We start from the raw sequence: 18,619 nt of genomic DNA on the forward strand, positions 1-18,619 counted from the left end.
CCTCGGCAGGAATTTAAGGCATAAAGCCACCTACTGTCTTCGGTAATAGTACTTAACTTAGACGATTTTAACAAGACAAATCGTCTAGGTCAAGACATTTATTATTTTTTATGCAAATGTATTAGCGTCAACTTTAACACCAGGTCCAAATGTGCTAGTGATTGATATATTTTTAATATATTGACCTTTAGCAGTTGATGGTTTCACTTTAAGCATTGTGTCATTGATTGTACCAAAGTTTTCAATTAATTTAGCTGTATCAAATGATACTTTTCCGATAGGAGCATGAACGTTTCCTGCTTTGTCTACACGGTAAGTAACTTTACCAGCTTTAATTTCATTGATTGCTTTAGTAACATCCATCGTAACAGTACCTGTCTTAGGGTTAGGCATTAAACCTTTGGGTCCTAAAACGCGTCCTAAACGACCAACTTCAGCCATCATGTCTGGTGTTGCTACAACAACGTCAAAATCAAACCATCCACCATTGATTTTTTGAACTAATTCAGCTTCGCCGACATAGTCTGCTCCAGCTGCTTCTGCTTCTTTTGCTTTGTCGCCTTTAGCGAAAACCAAAACTTTTTGTGTTTTACCTGTTCCGTTTGGAAGAACAACTGCCCCACGAATTTGTTGGTCAGCTTTTTTAGGGTCTACACCAAGTCTGTATGCTACTTCAATTGTTTCATCAAATTTAGCAAAACTAGTTTCTTTTATCAAAGCTACAGCTTCTTCTACAGTATAAAGTTTTTCAACATCTACTTTTTCTAAAGCTGCTAAATATTGTTTACCTTTTTTAGCCATGTTTTTATTCCTCCTTGATTGTGGTTATAGCGGTTTTACCTCCCACTTGATCCTCGTCTTATTCTAGACGAGAGACACTGAGAAGCGTATTTCGGGATTAACCTTCGACAGTAATTCCCATGCTTCGTGCAGTACCTTCTACCATTTGCATAGCAGCTTCAACAGTTGCAGCATTTAGGTCAGGCATTTTTGTTTCAGCAATTTCTTGTACTTGTGCACTTGTAACAGTTGCAACTTTTTTCTTGTTTGGTTCACCGGATGCTTTATCAATACCAGCAGCTTTCTTAAGCAAAACAGCCGCAGGCGGTGTTTTTGTAACAAATGTAAATGAACGATCTTCATATACAGAAATAACAACTGGTGTTAGTAATCCACCTAAATCTTGCGTACGTGCATTGAATTCTTTACAGAATCCCATGATGTTCACTTGCGCTTGACCTAAAGCTGGACCTACTGGTGGAGCTGGACTTGCTTTTCCTGCAGGAATCTGCAATTTAACTAACTTAACAACTTTTTTGGCCACGTGACATACCTCCTTGAATGAGTCCGCGATGTGGTTAATGGGGCTAAGATTTCCCCTCCCACATTTGTTCATACGTAAAAACGTACTAATTGACTATAGCATCTTTAATGCCATACAACAAGTCTTAATTCACTTTTTTTTATTTTGATCGAAATTTTTTCAAAGATGTTGTTGAATTGTTAGTAGTTGTTTTATTTTTAGGTCTTTTTATGAATTGGACGAAACCATAAATAATTCCTGCAACTACACTGTAGACAAAAAAGAGTACTATAAATCCCCAAAGCCCTATTACAGCATCACTAAACTCCATTTGCCCTCGATTGGTAATGGCTTGTTGGATTTCAATCGCAAAAACTAAAACAACCATTACAGTAAATGTATAGATAAATGCTAGAATCGTTGTTTTAAATTTAAACTTGTCAATCCACTTAAACACGGGATAAACTAATAGAAAAAATGCGATACCTACTAGTCCAATTACCCAGAAATGCAATTCTTTATCTGTCATTTGTATCCCTATTCGTAAAGAGATTTGATCATGTATTTCGTTAACTAAACTAGCTAACCACAAAATGAGAACCTTCATAACGTTCCTCCTTTTCTAACTCGTCCTTACTCTTAAGAATAAAGCTGCCTATTCTATCAGAATGAAGACAAAAACCTTTTGCAAAATGAGAAGAAACCATTTATTCTGGTTTTATCACTTTTCACAAAAGGCTACTAGTCTTTTTTAAAGTTTATCTGCTTGTTCAAAATCAAGCTCTGTGCTTGTTTCGCGACCAAACATCTCAACATTTACTTTTAATTTAGCTTTTTCTTGTTCGATTTCAGTAATTTTACCAATCATTCCACTGAAAGCACCTTCAATAATCGTAACAGACTCGCCTACTTCGAATTCAATTTCTTTATGGCGTGAGCTGATTCCTAAACGACGTAAGATAACTTCAATTTCTTCTTTTAATAGCGGTGCTGGCTTACTTCCCGCTCCATGAGAACCGACAAAACCAGTTACACCTGGAGTATTACGGACCACATACCAAGAATCATCAGACATGATCATCTCTACTAGTACATAACCTGGAAATGTTTTTTTCATTGTTACTTTATCTTTACCATTTTTCTTTTCTGTTTCCTCTTCTTCAGGGATAACAACGCGGAAAATATACTCTTCCATTCCCATACTATTTGCACGTGACTCAATGTTTTGTTTTACTTTATTCTCGTAACCTGAATAAGTGTGCAAAACATACCAATGTTTTTCAATTTCAACTTGTTCCACTATTATCTCTCCTATCTATTCATTAATCCATTTGTTTTTATCGTCAATCCTTGTCGTTAGTTTAAGTCAAACAAAAAAACCTTCGTTAAGATTAAGAAGGTTTTGGCAAGTCCTTTATTTGTGGTTAGTATACCATCTTCTAGGCAAACTCGCCAGTAAATTTGGTCGTTTTATAAAATAAAATCAAGAATAGAATCAATTCCGAAGTCAACAACCATAAAGAAAATCGCAAATAACAGACAAACTCCAAACACAATAATTGTGTTTCTTTTTAATTCTTTACTTGTCGGCCAAGTGACAGCTTTCATTTCACGACTTACGCCACCTAAAAAACCTTTTATTTTACTCATGTCTATTCCCTCCGAAAAATTCATTAAACTATTTTTTATTTCGTTTCACGATGCATTGTGTGTTGATTGCAATATTTACAAAACTTCTTTACTTCTAGTCGTTCCGTACGTCCAGCACTATTCACTTTTTTAGAATAGTTTCTAGATCCGCAAACCGAACAAGCTAGGGCAGATTTTTTAACAGTCATTTTTTCACCTATACTTTCTATTTTAGCGAGTGAAATCTCATTAAATTTAACACCCCTTTGCTGAAGTGTCAATTATTCTTTTTATTTTTTGAAATAACACCAGATTTCCCAGCTAATGAACGAACAGTAAACTAGCCGTTAACAATAGAATTTCTGCTACACTAAAAATAGAGATATTTTTAATTGCAACAGAAAATGTTTTTTCTTTTATCTGTTCTTGGTTAAATTCATGAAGATTTTTCTTAGTTGGAATAACTGTAACTAAAATCAGCAGTACTATGGGATGCATTAATTTGAAAGCTACTGCTAGAATAATAACGACATAGGAACCATACATTAATAGATTAAATAATAAAATAGCATTTTTTTTTCCTATATAAAATGGCAATGTATATCGATGATTCCCAATATCTTGATCCAAGTCACATATATTATTGGCTAACATAATGTTTGCGATTAAAAAGACTGTCGGGAGTGAAACAAATGCTATTTTAATAATAGCGAGATAGTTCCCTATCAAAAGAAAGGTTGTTCCTTGAAAAATCAAGTCTAATAATACGCTTGATTCTACATTAACATAAACTGTAATAAAGAAAATCCCAAACCCCATAACCAAGCCGGAAAGGATCTCTCCTAATGGCATTCTTGAGATTGGTACCGGGCCAAATGTGTAAAATATACCTACAATAAAACAAGCTCCTCCCATAAAGAGCAACAGAATAGTCGTTTGATAAACCAACCAAATTCCTAACATTGAAGCACTACTTAACATGAAAATGATTAGTCGTTTAACTACTTTTTCAGAAATAGTTTCTTGTCCGATGATATTGACTTCTTTCTTGTAGGTCGTATCTTTGGCTTTTTGATAATCCATTAAATTATTAATAGCTGTTGTCGTCATATCAAATAGCAGCATCGCTGTAAAAAATATGAGTGTATTCACTAAATTAAAAGACTTAAAATAGGTACGAGAAAATAAAGCACCTAATAAAAATGGGAATAAACTAGCAATTTTTGTTTGTATTTCAACAAGCTTTAAAAAAACAGTTAGTGTCAACGACGTACTCCTTCTTTCCTACAGCTAATAGTGAATTTTTTATTGTTCATTTTCTAAAGTAAACTCATCGTCATTTAGCCTAAAGAGACCTTCAAGTCCTTCAGATAAATAAATAGACTTATCTTTTGTGATGAAAACAGCCTCTATATCTTTGCTTTGATTGATAAAGTCTAGCCCACCTTCTAACCCTTTAGAGAAAACTTCCGTTGAAAGTCCATCACCGTCTATCGATTTTTCTGCAATAATACTAACTCCAGCTAAACTATTTTCAAAAGGATATCCTGTTTTCGGATCAAGTAAATGATGGTATTTTTTCCCATCTACTTCAATAAAACGCTCATAAATGCCTGATGTTACTATCGTTTTATCGCTCAGTGGAATCGATCCCACTATTTCGCCACGTACCTCAAAAGGATTTTGAATCCCTACATTCCATTCAGCGCCTTTAGCTCGAGGGCTATTTCCCAAAACATAGATATTGCCTCCTAAATCAACAATTGCTGTATCTACTTCGTTGGCTTTCAAAACCTTTACTGCTTCATCAGTAATATACCCTTTTGCAATTGCACCTAAGTCCAAACGCATATTTTTATCTCTTAAAAAAATGGTTTGTTGCTCGTCATCTAACATTACTTTTTTGTAGTCTATTGAAGCTAATGACGATTCAATTTCGGGTTGAGCCGGTTTTTTAGCATCATCAAATCCAATATGCCACAGGCTTGTTAATGGACCAATTGTCATGTCAAAAGTACCATCACTATCCTTACTGTATCCATACGCAGCTTGTAATAAGGAGTAAACATCGTCAGAAACTTCCATTGGCCCGATACCGGCTTGTTCATTTATCTTTTCAACTTCAGATGCCCCGTCATTTACTGTGATTTTTTCAGATAGTTCTTCAATTCGGTCAAAAACACTTGTTAAAACTTCTTGCTTACCCTCATCGTAAATCTTCACATTTACTACTGTTCCCATTAAAAATTCTGTTCTGGTGTATGGTTCACTCGCTAAATCACTTTCTTCTTTTTTCTCTTTTGTACTGCAACCAGAAATAATAAGTCCTACACTAAATAAAAGAAGTAACCAGTCCCAATTCTTTTTAGCTTTCAATGCGTTCGCTCCTTTGCTTAGTTTAGACAATCCTATCAAAATTACTGATTAAAGTGAAGATGAAATTTCAACAAGGTCCCAGAAATTAATCTAAGACCTTGTCCATTTAGTTTATTAAATTAATAGAAAATTTTATTTTTCTTCTACTTTATTGTCTACTACGATTGTTTCTGTATTGCCTTCTTCAGCTGCATCAACTAATTGTTGTGCATATGTTTTAAATGATTCTGATGAGTGAGTTGCTCCTGTAACAACCTCAACTTCAGTTGGATCACCTTTAGCTACTAAATCATCGTTTAATTGAGGCGTATAATCAGCAGGGCCTGTTCCTACTTTTTCTACCATTGCTGCTTGATAGCCTTCATCTTCTGTTTTTAATTTACCCTCTTTATTAAGAGAATCATAATTTGATTCAGTAATTTCCCCGTCTTTTACCGTCAGTGAAAAATCAACTTTCCAGCCATTTTCATCTAAGTTTTTCTCTTCTAATTTATATGTACCATCTTGTAATTCTCCAACGGCTACTTCGCTCGACATAACTTCACTTGAAGCTACTTCTGAACTTTCGTCTTTTGCTGCGTCATCGTTCCCGCAAGCAGCTAAAATAATTGTCGATGCAAAAATAACAGATACTAACTTAAATCCTTTTTTAATTTCCATAATGATTTACCACCCTGTTTTTTAGTCTGCTCTCACTTGGATTGAAACCTTATTCACAAATAAAGAAAGAGCATCTACAAGTAGTATAACCGATTATTATTTAGTTGTATATATTTTTCACAATTTTTTTAAAAAAACACTCTATTTCACTTTTTATTTTTTTAAACTTAAATGAATATAGACAAAAGCATTATTTTTTAGTATACTTACTTTTACATAGGTTGTGAATTACTTAACTAACTTGATGTATTCATTTTGTACTTATCCCATTAATTGTAATGGGTATTTTATTTATTTAACTATTATTATACTAATAAGGAGTGGAAAGAATGACTTCAAAAAATATTGTTGTTGTTGGTGCAGGTTTTGCAGGTATCGCTACTACAAAGAAATTAGCTAAACGTTTCAAAAAAAATTCGGAGGTAAACATAACTCTGATTGATCGCTATTCTTACCAAACTTACATGACTGAGTTACATGAAGTAGCCGGTGGTAGAGTGGAAGAAGAAGCTATTAAATTTGATTTACAACGCTTATTTTGTCGCTTAAAAAATGTTTCCTTAGTTACAGATAACGTAACTGAAATCGATCATGACAACAGAATGGTCTTAACTGAAAACGGTGCGTTTCCTTTTGATTACCTTGTTTTAGGTATGGGTGGAGAGCCGAACGATTTTGGAACTCCTGGGGTAAAAGAAAATGCCTTTACACTTTGGTCTTTAGATGATGCTTTAAAAATCAGACATCATATAGAAGAAACGGTTGCTCTTGCTGCTATTGAAAGAGATGCTGCTAAGCGAAAAGCTATGTTGAACTTTGTTGTTTGTGGTTCCGGCTTTACAGGAATTGAAATGATTGGCGAATTAATGGATTGGAAGAAGAGACTAGCTAAAGACAATAAAATTGATCCTTCTGAAATTAATTTAATGGTCGTTGAAGCTGCTCCAACTATTCTAAACATGATTTCTCGTAAAGATGCAGATAAAGCTGAAGTTTATATGGCTAAAAAAGGGATTCAATTATTGAAAAACTCTCCTATTATTGCTGTTGAATCAGATCATATTGTTTTAAAATCAAATGAGAAAATACCGACACACACTTTAATTTGGACTGCTGGCGTTAAAGCCAATACAGATACTGAAAGTTTTGAGATGGAAACAGCCCGCGCAGGTCGCTTAGTAGCTAACGAATATATGGAAGCTAAAGGACTAGAGCAAGTATACGTTGTTGGAGATTTAGTTTATTATGAAGAATTTAAAGACACACCAACACCTCAAATTGTTCAAGCTGCTGAACAAACTGGTCATACGGCTGCTGACAATATTATTGCTGATATTGAACAAACAGAAAAGAAAGTTTATTCAGGTAAATACCAAGGATTTATGGTCTCAATAGGTTCAACTTATGGCGTTGCTCATTTAGGAGACGTTATTCATTTAAGTGGATTTCTTGCTGTTTTAATGAAACATTTAGTTAACTTGTATTACTTCTTTGGTATTCGTTCTGGTTATTATGCAACACAATATATCTTCCACGAATTCTTTCATATTAAAGACCAAAGAAACATATTCCGCGGTCATCTATCACGTTATGGCAATGTTCTTTGGAGTGTTCCATTACGGATTTTTTATGGTAGCATGTGGCTTTTTGAAGGGATTAAGAAGGCCTTTGGTTTATTCGGAACCGATAGTTGGTTTGGTAGTAAAGTTGCCCTTCCCTTCCCTTGGTTACAAGACGCTACAGCCGGTGCTTCAGCAGCCTACACAGAAGCCGAGGCAGCCAAACCAATCTTTGGCTTAAGCTATGCTTATGGAGAAGAGCCGATGATGGTCTTCACAAAAGCACCTGAGTGGTTTGAAAGCATTATGAAAGTTATGATTCCTACACCAGAAGTAGCTTTAATTTTTCAAAAAGTAATGACACTTCTTGAAATTGCAATTGGATTAGCTCTTATTGGTGGATTACTTGTTTGGTTGTTAAGTGCTTTAACAATTGTTCTCGTTGCAAGCTTTTCTTTATCAGGAATGTTTTATTGGGTTAATATTTGGTTTATTTTTGTTGCTATTGCATTAATGAATGGTTCTGGACGCGCATTCGGTCTAGATTACTACATTATTCCATGGTTTCAAAAAATAGCAGGAAAATGGTGGTATGGAACACCGTCTTCATTGTATAATAAAAAAGCATAGGTTTTACACGAATAGAGTGGGTGCAGTTTACATCTGCCTTCACTCTATTTTAATTTCGAAAAAAGAAGGGAAACTAATCCGATGACAAAAAACCAAAAAATTGTTTACATTGCTTTGTTAGCTGCTCAAGCTGTTATTTTGGGTTTAGTTGAGCGAAGCATTCCTTTCCCATTCGCATTTGCTCCTGGAGCAAAATTAGGAATTGCTAACTTAATTACCATCATCGCATTGTTCACTCTTCCTTTCAAAGATAGTTTTACTGTTGTTTGGATTCGTTTAATTATGACAACTTTATTAGGAGGCACTCTTTCTACTTTTCTATACAGCTGTGCTGGTGCCCTATTAAGTTATTTAGGCATGTCAGCGGTGAAACAATTGGGACCAAAACGTGTCAGTATTATCGGAATTAGTGCTACTGGAGGAATCTTACACAATGTTGGACAATTAGCTGTTGCCAGTTGGATCTCGCAAACGTGGACTGTTATGCTCTATTTACCGATCTTATCCTTTATGGGTATTTTATCTGGTATTGCCATCGGAATTGCAGCTAATTATTTAATGGAACATGTTCAAACACTCAGGGAATTCAACGTTATTTATTACGATAAAGTGAGTGATTAAAAAATAGTCCACTTACCTAAACATAGAAAGGAGTTGTTGAGGATGCCTGTGTCCTCCTTCTGGGAACCTTATTCGGATTTGCAAGTAGAGTTAGAATCGGTCACAAACTTAATGGCTGACCAAATTCGTTTACGCAATAAAGAAATCGAATCTGTACTTCTAGAGAGTATATATCATGGCGGAAAAATGATCCGCCCAGCCTATACCCTACTTTTCTCAAAATTTGGTGAAAATCAACAAGTCGATCGAACACTTGCCCTTTCTGCTGCAGTCGAGCTACTCCATACAGCCACATTAATTCATGATGACATTGTTGATGACTCTCCTCTAAGACGAGGAGCACCTAGTCTTCAGTCTCAATATGGAAAAGATGTCGCTGTCTATGCTGGAGATTATCTCTTTACTGTTTGTTTTCGTCTTTTATCTAACTATGCTGATACAACGGAACAAATCGAAGTAAATACTCGCGGTATGGAACGTATTCTAATGGGTGAGTTAGACCAAATGTATTTACGCTACAATAAAAATATGTCTATTCGAAATTATTTAACTCAAATTTCTGGAAAAACAGCTCAATTATTTGCTCTTGCTTGTTATTCAGGTGCCTTAAATGGTGGAAAATCCGAAAAATTTTCTAGGAATGGTTATTATATTGGTAGTCATATTGGAATGGCCTTCCAAATAATTGATGATATTTTAGATTATTCTCAAACCGCTATTGTCTTTGGGAAACCTGTTTTAGAAGATGTTCGTCAAGGTATCTATACTGCCCCTTTAATTTTTGCTCTTCAAGAAAAAAATCTTCGCTTGGGAGAACTTATAGATAAACAAGAAAGATTAACTGAAGCAGATGCTAAAGAAATTCAACAGTTGGTTATTAAATTAGGTGGTTTAGAAAAAGCAAAACAATTAGCTAGAAAATATACGCAAAAAGCAATAAAACGAATAGATCTGTTACCTGATCAAAAAGAAAAAGAACAAATAAAAAAAATAACCTTATCTTTATTAGATCGTCCTATTTAGGTGATATCAAAAAAACAAATAATAAGAGCCATACAAAAGACGTTTATCTTTTGTATGGCTCTTATTATTTAAAAACTTGCAAGAATAGTAGACGTTTTTTGCTTATCTGATTTTACTTTATTTTAAAAGTACACGCTTTCATTTTTAGCCCTTGTTCTCATTCAAGTAGTTGTTTTAGTTTACGTTTGCAACGATCTAACGCATTCTTAACTCGTAAAGTATCACAATTTAAGTGAACTGATATTGCCTCAACATCTTTATTGTGAATAAAATCTAAAAATACACGTTGCTCAAATTCTGATAATGTGTCTTGATAATCAGCTAGTCTTTCTCGAACTTGAAGAATTTCGATTGTTGGAAGTTGACCCTTTCCTTGTAGTATGTATTGCATACCTTGCTGACTTTCAAGCATTTCTTCTAATGACTCAGCATTCTTTTCAATTATTCTTTTTTTAGCCATATCTTTACGGACAAGACTGTATATATGATGTTTTAAGTTTAATTTATAAAAATTGCCGAACGTGTGACCTTTTTCACTATCGAACGTGTGAATGGTTTTATTAAAAACCATTCTAGCTTCTTGTAAAAAATCATCTGATTCAAAACTTTTTAAATAAAAATCTTTCGTTATCTTTATAGATAAAGCATGGTAGCGCTTAAAAATAACATCAAAAGGAGTATTATCTCCATTTTTTATAACCGCTATTATTTCGTTATCACTCATTTGTGTAAAAAGGTCATCGTTCTCTAGCATTTATTTTCCTCCTTAAGATAATGAACTGTAAAATTCAAAAAATAATTTTGAGTCTACTATTCTCGAAAGTTTCTAAAAAATGAGATAAACCTCATTTATCTTTTAGTTAAATCATCTCTCAATTTTTCCAGTTTATCTAGTTGAAGGCGGTTCCATGGCGAGTTACGACGATATTGCTGGAAATGATATTCTTTTGCATCTGAAGCAATAGCTTTTTTAGCTATTTGTAAATCTTTATAGAGTTCGTTAGCAGATTTACGTAGTGCTCCTTTTTGAAAAACCAACCATTGCTCCGCAAGATCACTTGTTGCAACTGTCACTTGCGTAATTAACAAATTTTCTTCTCCAATAACCCTTTCAATATAACTATCCGCGGTTTCTCCTTCTTTCGTGAAAACAACAGTTAATGTGTATTTTTTATATGATTTTTGGATACCAGGAACAAGTTGAGCATCGAATATTATACGGGTTTCAATACCTGTATATTGTTGATAATTCGCTAATTCATGAAGCAATAGTTCTCTAGCGTCTTCCATCTTATCTTTGTCTTTTAATTTCACTAATTCTGGCCACGAACCTATCATATTATATCCATCAATAATTAACAATTCTTTTTTCATGAAATTTATCCCCCCTTTCCTCATCATTTTATCATTTAAATCTTATGGCGACCTCTGAAAACTTCATACATCAACAAGCTTGCGGCAACACTGGCGTTTAAACTTTGAACATGACCTGTCATTGGTATGGTTAACATCCCATCCATCTGTTCTTTGACCAAACGAGTAATTCCTTTTCCTTCATTACCGATTACCAAAGCTAATGGTATAGTTGTTTCCCATTTACGGTAATCTTGACCTTCCATATCTGTTCCATAAAACCAAATGCCTCGTTCTTTCAATTCATTAATTGTTTGAGTTAAATTCGTTACTCGGGCTACAGGAACGTGCTCTATTGCCCCAGTTGAAGCTTTAGCAACCGTTGCGGTTAAGCCAACAGCGCGTCTTTTAGGAATAATAATTCCGTGAGCACCACTTGCATCAGCTGTACGCATAATGGAACCTAAATTATGAGGATCTTCTACACCGTCTAAAATAATAAAGAACGGATCTTCTCCTTTTGCTGCAGCAGCAGCAAACAAATCATCAATTGTTGCATACTGAAATGCTGCAGCAGCGATAACTACTCCTTGATGTACCACACCTTCTACTAATCGGTCTAGTTTTGTTTTTGGCACATAAGAAATTTGAACGTTTCTTTTTTTAGCTAGCTTTTGAATTTCATCCATTTTAGATCCGCTTAGTCCTTCTTGAATAAAGACTTTATTGATATCTCGTTCAGATTTTAAGACTTCTATTGCAGGTAATCGACCTGCAACTAAATCTTGCTGTTGTTCTTCTTCTTCCATAGATTCAATCGGAGCACTTTCTTCTCTTCGAGCTCTAACAGGTTTAGATGGTCTCTTTTGATTGATATTTTGTTTATTAAATGTACGTTTATCTTTGGACATTATTTTTTACCTCCACAGTGTGAATACACCAATTGATTAGTTCTTCCAGTCGTTTTGTTTGCTTTGATAAATGCAAATATCCCATTAACGCTTCAAATCCTGTTGAGGTACGATACGTGATAATATCAGCGTTTTTTGCTGTTGTATGACTTTTAGAATTTCGACCACGCTTATACATCTCGATTTCTTTTTCAGTCAACAACTCTTTTTCATCTAACATTTCATGCATCAGCATATTTTGCGCTTTAGCTGAAACATATTTCGTTGCTGTTTTATGCAATTGATTGGGACGTGTAAATCCAACTTCAACTAGATGGTCACGAATATAAATTTCATAAATAGCATCTCCTACATATGCTAAGGCTAGGCCATTTAATAAAGACCAATCTTTTTTCATTTCTTCTTTATTGTTTTCTTCTCCATCTTGTTCCTTGTGGGGTATCATCTAAAATAATTCCTTCCTTTTTTAATAAATCTCTAATTTCATCACTACGTTTAAAATCTTTATTTAATCGTGCAGTATTTCTTTCTTCTATTAATTCTTCAATTTTATTATCAACTAGTTCCTTTGTGCCAAAAGTAATACCAAAAATTTGCATCAGCTCTTCGAATTGTGAAAGCATAGCTGTTAAAACTGCTTCTGAAACGTCATCTTGTTCACTATAGATATTCATTAATTTTGCTAATTCATAAATGACTGTAATCCCGTTTGCCGAATTAAAATCATCATCCATTTCTTCAATAAATTGTTTTTTTATACCTGTTAGTTGTTTTAAATAATCTAAGTCGCTAGGTAAAACTTTCAACGCATCTGCTAAGCGGTAAGAAACATTATCGTATGATCTTCTCAATTTATTTAAGTTTGTTTTAGCCTCTTCAATTGTCGCTTCGTTATAACTAATTGGTCTTCTATATTGTGTAGTAGCCATAAAGAATCGTAAAATCTGAGGGTCCATTTCTTTTATCATGTCATGCACGAGCACGAAATTCCCGAGTGATTTACTCATTTTTTCGTTGTCCATCGTTACAAATCCATTATGCATCCAATAATTAGCAAATGTATGACCTGTTTTAGCTTCACTTTGGGCTATTTCATTTTCATGATGGGGAAAAGATAAATCTTGTCCTCCTGCATGAATATCGATGGTGTCACCTAAGTATTTAGTTGCCATCACTGAACATTCAATATGCCAACCTGGTCTACCGAATCCCCAAGGAGCTTCCCAATTGATTTCATCTGCTTTAACAGCCTTCCATAAAGCAAAATCTAAAGGATCTTCCTTCTTATTATTCTCACTCATTTCTGTTCGATTGCTAGCTCCAACTTCTAATTCGTCAATAGATATTCCACTTAATCTACCATATTTTTTGAATTTGCGGGTTCTATAATACACGTCTCCATCAACAATATATGCGTATCCTTTTTCAATTAGAACCGCTATAAAATCGACTATTTCAGGAATATTATCCATAACTCGCGGATTAGCCGTTGCGTCTCCAACACCTAGAGCTTTAGTATCTTTATAGTAAGCCTCAATAAAACGATCAGCTACTTCTGGAGCTGTTACATTAAGTTCTTTAGCTGCACGAATGATTTTATCATCCACATCTGTAAAGTTAGAGATAAATTTCACTTCATAATCCCGGTATTCTAAATAGCGTCGCACCGTGTCAAATGCTACTGTGCTACGAGCATTCCCAATGTGGATGTAATTATACACTGTTGGACCACAAACATACATCTTTACTTTACCCGGTTCTAACGGAGTAAAAACTTCTTTTTCTCTTGTTAAAGTATTGTATATTTTTATCATTATTAATCTCCTCACTTTAAAAAGCACTAGATAGTTGACTGGCTATTTATGCCATCTTACTATCTCAGCTGGCATTCCGACAGCGGTTATGTCTGCAGGCATAGATTTTAACACAACAGCTGATGCTCCAATTTTAGTATTATTTCCAATAGTTATGGGTCCAATAACTTGGACATGAGCTGAAAGTAAGACATTATTGCCAATGGTTGGATGTCTTTTCCCTTTATCTTTTCCTGTTCCACCTAGGGTTACTCCATGAAACAGGACAACGTCGTCGCCAATAATAGCTGTTTCTCCTACTACAACTCCCATTCCATGATCAATAAACAATCTTCTTCCAATAATCGCTCCTGGATGAATCTCAATTCCTGTTAAAAACCTAGAAAAATTAGCTAATATGCGTGCAAGTAAATAGTTATGCTTTAAGTATAATTTATGAGCCAAACGATGCAATAAAATAGCATAAAAGCTAGGATAAGTTAGAATGATTTCAAGCGTACTTTTAACAGAAAGATCTTTTTGTCTAATTGTCTTAAGATCTTCTCTTATTCGTTTCATTGTATCCCTCCACACGTTTAAATAAAAATAAAACAGCGCCTTTTATCTTTATAAAAGACGCTGTTAGCGTTAATCCACCTTTTTATTTCACTTCTATCAATATAAATAAATCTTTCTTACTTATCTGATTGTATTGGACAAATTAACGGTTGATACCTACTTTTTTCACTCTCACAACTCAAAGAAGCACTTCACTTTTTAAAAACATCTACTCACACCAACGTAGACTCTCTTTAGTCTTTTTAAACGTTGCTCTTTTTCGTCACAGTTTTTAACTTATTTGATTGTTTTTTCTAGTTGATTTAAAGATGAGAAATAGCTGTTTGTAAATGCGCCTTTGTTTTTTCAAGACCAAGTAATTCAATCGTTTCAGGTAGCTCAGGACCGTGAACCTGTCCTGTTACTCCAACTCTAATAGGCATAAAGAGGTTCTTTCCTTTAATACCTGTTTCTTTTTGAATAGATTTAATGCCTGCTTTAATACTAACAGCATCAAAATTTTCTAATTCTGAAATAACTTTATCAAATGCATGAAGGACTTCTAAAACTGTTTCTCCAGCTAATATCTCTTTTGCTGCTTCGTCTAGTTCTGGTGTTTCTGTAAAAAATAAGCTAGCCAATGTTGTGATTTCAGCACCATAACTCATTTGATCATGGTACAAACCAATCACTTTTTGGACCCATTCTTTTTTATCATCAGATAAATTTTCTTCTACATAACCTGCTTTAACTAGATGAGGCATAGCCAGCTTCGTTACTGTTTCTAAATCCGTTTGTTTCATGTATTGGTTGTTAATCCAATCTAACTTTTTAGGATCAAATGCTGCTGGTGACTTGCTCAAGCGATCTGGATTAAACATTTTTATAAAGTTTTCTTGATTGAAAATTTCATCTTCTCCAACTGGAGACCAACCAAGTAGAGCAATAAAGTTAAACATTGCTTCTGGTAAATAACCTAAATCTTGGTATTGCTCAATAAATTGTAAAATGCTTTCATCACGTTTACTCAATTTTTTACCTGTTTCGCTGTTAATGATTAAAGTCATATGTCCAAAAGTAGGAGGTTTCCAACCAAATGCCTCATATATCATCAGTTGTTTAGGCGTATTAGCAATGTGATCATCTCCACGTAATACATGAGTAATTTCCATGTAATGATCATCTACTGCTACAGCAAAATTATAGGTTGGCATGCCATCACGTTTAGCAATAACAAAATCTCCACCAACACTGCTTGCTTCAAATGTAATCGTTCCTTTTACCATATCTTCAAAACTATAGGTATTTTCTGGTGAAACTCTAAAACGAATAACAGGTTCAATACCGTCGGCTTCTTTAGCTTTTTGCTCTTTAGGAGATAAGTTAGCACATTTCCCACCATAGTGAGGCATTTCTCCACGATTGCGTTGTGCATCACGTTCTGATTCTAGTTCTTCTTCAGAACAGTAACATTTGTACGCACGGCTTCCCATTAGTAATTGATCAACTAGCGGATCATAAGTAGATCGTCTTTCAGATTGTCTATATGGGCCATATTTACCTGGTTTTTCCGGACTCTCATCCCAATCCATTCCTAACCATTTCAGATTATCTAATTGGCTTTTTTCACCATTTTCAATATTGCGTTTTTGGTCTGTGTCCTCAATTCTTATAATGAAGTCACCATTATTGTGTTTAGCAAATAAGTAATTAAACAAAGCTGTTCGAGCATTTCCGATGTGTAAATTTCCGGTTGGGCTTGGTGCATAGCGTACGCGAACTTTTTTCGTCATGATTTTTTCCTCATTTCTAAATAGTATTTTTTTCAAGTAAACAAATAGCCAATGCTGCAATACCTTCTTGTCTTCCGACAAAACCCATTTTTTCAGATGTTGTCGCTTTTACGTTAACACGTTCTGCATCTATTTGACAATCAAATGCTATATTTTCCTGCATTTTCTTTAAATAGGGTTGCATCTTTGGTTTTTCTGCCAAAATTGTTGCATCTATGTTAATGATGCTGAATTTTTCATCTATCAATTGTTTATAAACTTGTTTCAATAACTCCCTAGAGTTTGCACCCTTAAAGGTTGAATCTGTATCAGGAAATAACTGTCCGATGTCACCTTTTCCTGCAGCTCCTAGTAACGCATCAATAATCGCATGAATTAAAACATCTGCATCGGAATGACCAGCAAGACCTTTTTCAAATGGCAGTTTTACACCACCAATTATACAAGGACGCCCTTTTACCAGCTGGTGAGTATCGTACCCTTGCCCAATTCTTTGCATCTTTTGCTCCTTGTGCTTTTTTTGCTGGTGTTTCACTATCGCTTCACCAATGACCAAGTCTTCAGGTGTCGTTATTTTAATATTATCATAGCTACTTGGTACCATTGTGACTTTTTCGCCAAGACGTTCCACAAGTGACGCATCATCTGTTCCTAAAAAATGATCTACCTTTGCTATTTTATGTGCCCTAAGTATTAATTGGCTGCTAAATGCTTGAGGCGTTTGCACTTGCCACAAAGCTGAACGTACTATCGTCTCTACGACTTGCTTGTTTTCAACTTTTTTAATTGTATCTTTAACAGGGACGCCTAAAATTGCTGCTTTTTTTTGGTAAACAATTTCATTTAAAAGGTCGATTAAATGATTTTCAATAAAAGGTCGGGCTCCATCATGAATCATAACAAAACCTTTTGTATTTTTTAACTTTTTCAATCCACAATTCACACTATCTTGACGCTCAGTTCCACCTTCGACAAAGGTAAAAGGAATAGCTGATAAAACACTTTCTTTTTTAGTTAATTCTTCTAATAAAGGTATTTCATCTTTCTTTGCCACAATAATGATATGGCAGCAATTCGTATCCTTTAAAAAAGTTCTTAGCGGATAAACAATTAGCGGCTCGTCTAAAAGTGGTAACAAGATTTTATTTCCCGTAGTTCCCATGCGCTTTCCATGACCTGCTGCTAGCAAAATCAGCTCATAGTCTTTGTTCATCACAAGGCTCCTATTCTTTTTCTTTAATTCCTTTTTGGGAATGAACTGGTTTTGCGAAAATCATACGGCCTGCAGCCGTTTGAAGTGCACTTGTTACAACGACATTAATTGTCTTATTCATAAAGTGCTGACCATCTTCTACTACAATCATTGTCCCATCATCTAGATAAGCTACTCCTTGGTTGCGTTCTGTTCCAATTTTAACAACCATTACAGTCATCTGTTCTCCAGGTATTACAACCGGTTTTACAGCGTTAGCTAGTTCATTGATATTTAATACAGGTACGTTTTGAAACTCACTAACTTTATTTAAATTATAATCATTAGTAACAACTACTCCGTCTAAAAGTTTCGCAAGTTTGATTAATTTGGTATCAACTTCTGCAATATCTTCGAAGTCTCCATCGTACATCTCGACATCCATATCATTTTCTTTTTGCAAAGCATTCAAAATATCTAATCCTCTACGTCCTCTTACACGTTTAAGACTGTCAGAAGAGTCTGCAATATATTGTAATTCTTGTAAAACAAAATTAGGTATCAGTAATACTCCTTCAACAAAACCTGTTTTAGCAATATCATAAATTCTACCATCGATGATTACGCTCGTATCTAAAATTTTGTACTTCCTAAAGGTTTCGTCTGACTTTCTTTCTAATAACTGATTTTCTTCTTCTAATTCTACGTTCCTTTTAGATTTTGTTTGAAACATCTTTTGCCACTCTTCGCGTCTAGTTGTACCAATGCGAAAACCAAGATAAGCAAAAATAAACATTAAAATAATCGGTAAGATGCTACTAATGAACGGCAATGATAAACCGATTAAGAAAAGGCTACCTAACCAAGCTAACACCATCCCTATAATTGTTCCAATACTCCCGAACAATAAGTAAGTAAGACTTTGCTGACTTAATAATACTTCTATTTTTTTAATCCCTTGCTCGATATACTTTGTGGTAGGAAGAGAAATCAATAAAAATATAATAGCACCAATCACAATATTCACAAAGCTATAGTCCATAAATTGATTTGAAACGTTAAAAATATCCCATATTAATGGTAAAAAACTTGCTCCGATACTTCCACCAATTAATACAAATATTCCCATAATAATTTTTTTAGCCAAAATAATCCTCCTTTTTCAATACCGGTATAGCCTTTACTTTAATTTTAATAAAGAGACTATACCTTTTATTC

At 34.5% G+C, this 18,619-nt stretch carries 21 protein-coding genes, 1 pseudogene and 1 other annotated feature (1 of these 23 running past the window's edge); of the genes and pseudogenes, 3 read left to right on the top strand and 19 right to left on the bottom strand.

The genetic code is table 11. The annotated features are described in order from the left end of the window. Positions 1-61 (bottom strand) — a sequence feature (ribosomal protein L10 leader region) (it extends 67 nt beyond the left edge of the window). A gap of 47 nt (positions 62-108) precedes the next feature. The 9 genes from rplA to ACMHYH_RS10590 form a co-directional block, all read right to left on the bottom strand. Then, positions 109-801, bottom strand: coding sequence for a 50S ribosomal protein L1 (gene rplA / locus ACMHYH_RS10550; RefSeq protein WP_085558987.1), 693 nt, complete (start codon positions 799-801; stop codon positions 109-111). Positions 802-898: 97 nt separating this feature from the next. Then, a complete protein-coding gene (gene rplK / locus ACMHYH_RS10555; protein ID WP_414839344.1) occupies positions 899-1,324 on the bottom strand; it encodes a 50S ribosomal protein L11 in 426 nt (141 codons plus the stop codon). Positions 1,325-1,463: 139 nt separating this feature from the next. Continuing rightward, positions 1,464-1,910 carry a hypothetical protein gene (locus ACMHYH_RS10560; protein WP_414839345.1) on the bottom strand — a complete coding sequence of 149 codons (447 nt, stop codon included), beginning with the start codon at positions 1,908-1,910 and terminating at the stop codon, positions 1,464-1,466. A gap of 144 nt (positions 1,911-2,054) precedes the next feature. Further along, positions 2,055-2,603, bottom strand: coding sequence for a transcription termination/antitermination protein NusG (nusG, locus tag ACMHYH_RS10565; RefSeq protein WP_414839346.1), 549 nt, complete (start codon positions 2,601-2,603; stop codon positions 2,055-2,057). Positions 2,604-2,773: 170 nt separating this feature from the next. Further along, positions 2,774-2,953 (bottom strand): preprotein translocase subunit SecE, encoded by a 180-nt coding sequence (gene secE / locus ACMHYH_RS10570; protein WP_414839347.1) that lies wholly within the window; start codon positions 2,951-2,953, stop codon positions 2,774-2,776. Between the two features lie 35 nt (positions 2,954-2,988). Further along, positions 2,989-3,141, bottom strand: coding sequence for a 50S ribosomal protein L33 (rpmG, locus tag ACMHYH_RS10575; protein ID WP_414840390.1), 153 nt, complete (start codon positions 3,139-3,141; stop codon positions 2,989-2,991). Between the two features lie 112 nt (positions 3,142-3,253). Continuing rightward, positions 3,254-4,198: a 1,4-dihydroxy-2-naphthoate polyprenyltransferase gene (gene menA / locus ACMHYH_RS10580; protein ID WP_414839348.1), complete on the bottom strand. Its 945-nt coding sequence runs from the start codon at positions 4,196-4,198 to the stop codon at positions 3,254-3,256. A 39-nt stretch (positions 4,199-4,237) separates the two neighbouring features. Next, positions 4,238-5,308, bottom strand: coding sequence for an FAD:protein FMN transferase (locus ACMHYH_RS10585; protein ID WP_414839349.1), 1,071 nt, complete (start codon positions 5,306-5,308; stop codon positions 4,238-4,240). A gap of 132 nt (positions 5,309-5,440) precedes the next feature. Beyond that, on the bottom strand, positions 5,441-5,968 hold the full coding sequence (locus tag ACMHYH_RS10590) for an FMN-binding protein (RefSeq protein ID WP_414839350.1): 528 nt from the start codon (positions 5,966-5,968) through the stop codon (positions 5,441-5,443). A 329-nt stretch (positions 5,969-6,297) separates the two neighbouring features. On the opposite strand from ACMHYH_RS10590, the gene ACMHYH_RS10595 reads away from it, so the two are divergent. From ACMHYH_RS10595 to ACMHYH_RS10605, 3 genes are all read left to right on the top strand, one after another. Next, positions 6,298-8,157: an FAD-dependent oxidoreductase gene (locus ACMHYH_RS10595; RefSeq protein WP_414839351.1), complete on the top strand. Its 1,860-nt coding sequence runs from the start codon at positions 6,298-6,300 to the stop codon at positions 8,155-8,157. Positions 8,158-8,238: 81 nt separating this feature from the next. Further along, positions 8,239-8,778, top strand: coding sequence for a Gx transporter family protein (locus tag ACMHYH_RS10600; protein ID WP_414839352.1), 540 nt, complete (start codon positions 8,239-8,241; stop codon positions 8,776-8,778). Positions 8,779-8,820: 42 nt separating this feature from the next. Then, entirely contained in the window at positions 8,821-9,801 is a 981-nt protein-coding gene (locus tag ACMHYH_RS10605; protein ID WP_414839353.1) for a polyprenyl synthetase family protein, read from the top strand. A gap of 157 nt (positions 9,802-9,958) precedes the next feature. Here ACMHYH_RS10605 and ACMHYH_RS10610 read toward each other — a convergent pair whose 3' ends face one another. The 10 genes and pseudogenes from ACMHYH_RS10610 to ACMHYH_RS10655 form a co-directional block, all read right to left on the bottom strand. Then, positions 9,959-10,555 carry a sigma-70 family RNA polymerase sigma factor gene (locus ACMHYH_RS10610; protein ID WP_414839354.1) on the bottom strand — a complete coding sequence of 199 codons (597 nt, stop codon included), beginning with the start codon at positions 10,553-10,555 and terminating at the stop codon, positions 9,959-9,961. Between the two features lie 95 nt (positions 10,556-10,650). Beyond that, positions 10,651-11,175 carry an NYN domain-containing protein gene (locus ACMHYH_RS10615; protein ID WP_414839355.1) on the bottom strand — a complete coding sequence of 175 codons (525 nt, stop codon included), beginning with the start codon at positions 11,173-11,175 and terminating at the stop codon, positions 10,651-10,653. Between the two features lie 35 nt (positions 11,176-11,210). Next, entirely contained in the window at positions 11,211-11,963 is a 753-nt protein-coding gene (gene rlmB / locus ACMHYH_RS10620) for a 23S rRNA (guanosine(2251)-2'-O)-methyltransferase RlmB (RefSeq protein ID WP_414840391.1), read from the bottom strand. A gap of 88 nt (positions 11,964-12,051) precedes the next feature. Continuing rightward, positions 12,052-12,510, bottom strand: coding sequence for a Mini-ribonuclease 3 (locus ACMHYH_RS10625; RefSeq protein WP_414839356.1), 459 nt, complete (start codon positions 12,508-12,510; stop codon positions 12,052-12,054). Further along, entirely contained in the window at positions 12,470-13,879 is a 1,410-nt protein-coding gene (cysS, locus tag ACMHYH_RS10630) for a cysteine--tRNA ligase (protein WP_414839357.1), read from the bottom strand. The genes ACMHYH_RS10625 and cysS overlap by 41 nt, the downstream gene beginning before the upstream one ends. 42 nt (positions 13,880-13,921) lie before the next feature. Then, positions 13,922-14,437, bottom strand: a complete 516-nt coding sequence (gene epsC, locus ACMHYH_RS10635) for a serine O-acetyltransferase EpsC (protein ID WP_414839358.1) — start codon at positions 14,435-14,437, stop codon at positions 13,922-13,924. A gap of 302 nt (positions 14,438-14,739) precedes the next feature. Further along, positions 14,740-16,209 carry a glutamate--tRNA ligase gene (gene gltX / locus ACMHYH_RS10640; RefSeq protein ID WP_414839359.1) on the bottom strand — a complete coding sequence of 490 codons (1,470 nt, stop codon included), beginning with the start codon at positions 16,207-16,209 and terminating at the stop codon, positions 14,740-14,742. 16 nt (positions 16,210-16,225) lie between these two features. Then, a complete protein-coding gene (gene ispF / locus ACMHYH_RS10645; protein WP_414840392.1) occupies positions 16,226-16,708 on the bottom strand; it encodes a 2-C-methyl-D-erythritol 2,4-cyclodiphosphate synthase in 483 nt (160 codons plus the stop codon). A 9-nt stretch (positions 16,709-16,717) separates the two neighbouring features. Next, a pseudogene (gene ispD, locus ACMHYH_RS10650) lies at positions 16,718-17,422 on the bottom strand (2-C-methyl-D-erythritol 4-phosphate cytidylyltransferase); the annotation flags it as partial. A 10-nt stretch (positions 17,423-17,432) separates the two neighbouring features. Beyond that, a complete protein-coding gene (locus ACMHYH_RS10655; protein WP_414839360.1) occupies positions 17,433-18,548 on the bottom strand; it encodes a PIN/TRAM domain-containing protein in 1,116 nt (371 codons plus the stop codon). Positions 18,549-18,619 lie beyond the last annotated feature (71 nt).

The sequence above is a fragment of the Carnobacterium sp. TMP28 genome, assembly GCF_047553015.1.
Lineage (GTDB): Bacteria > Bacillota > Bacilli > Lactobacillales > Carnobacteriaceae > Carnobacterium_A.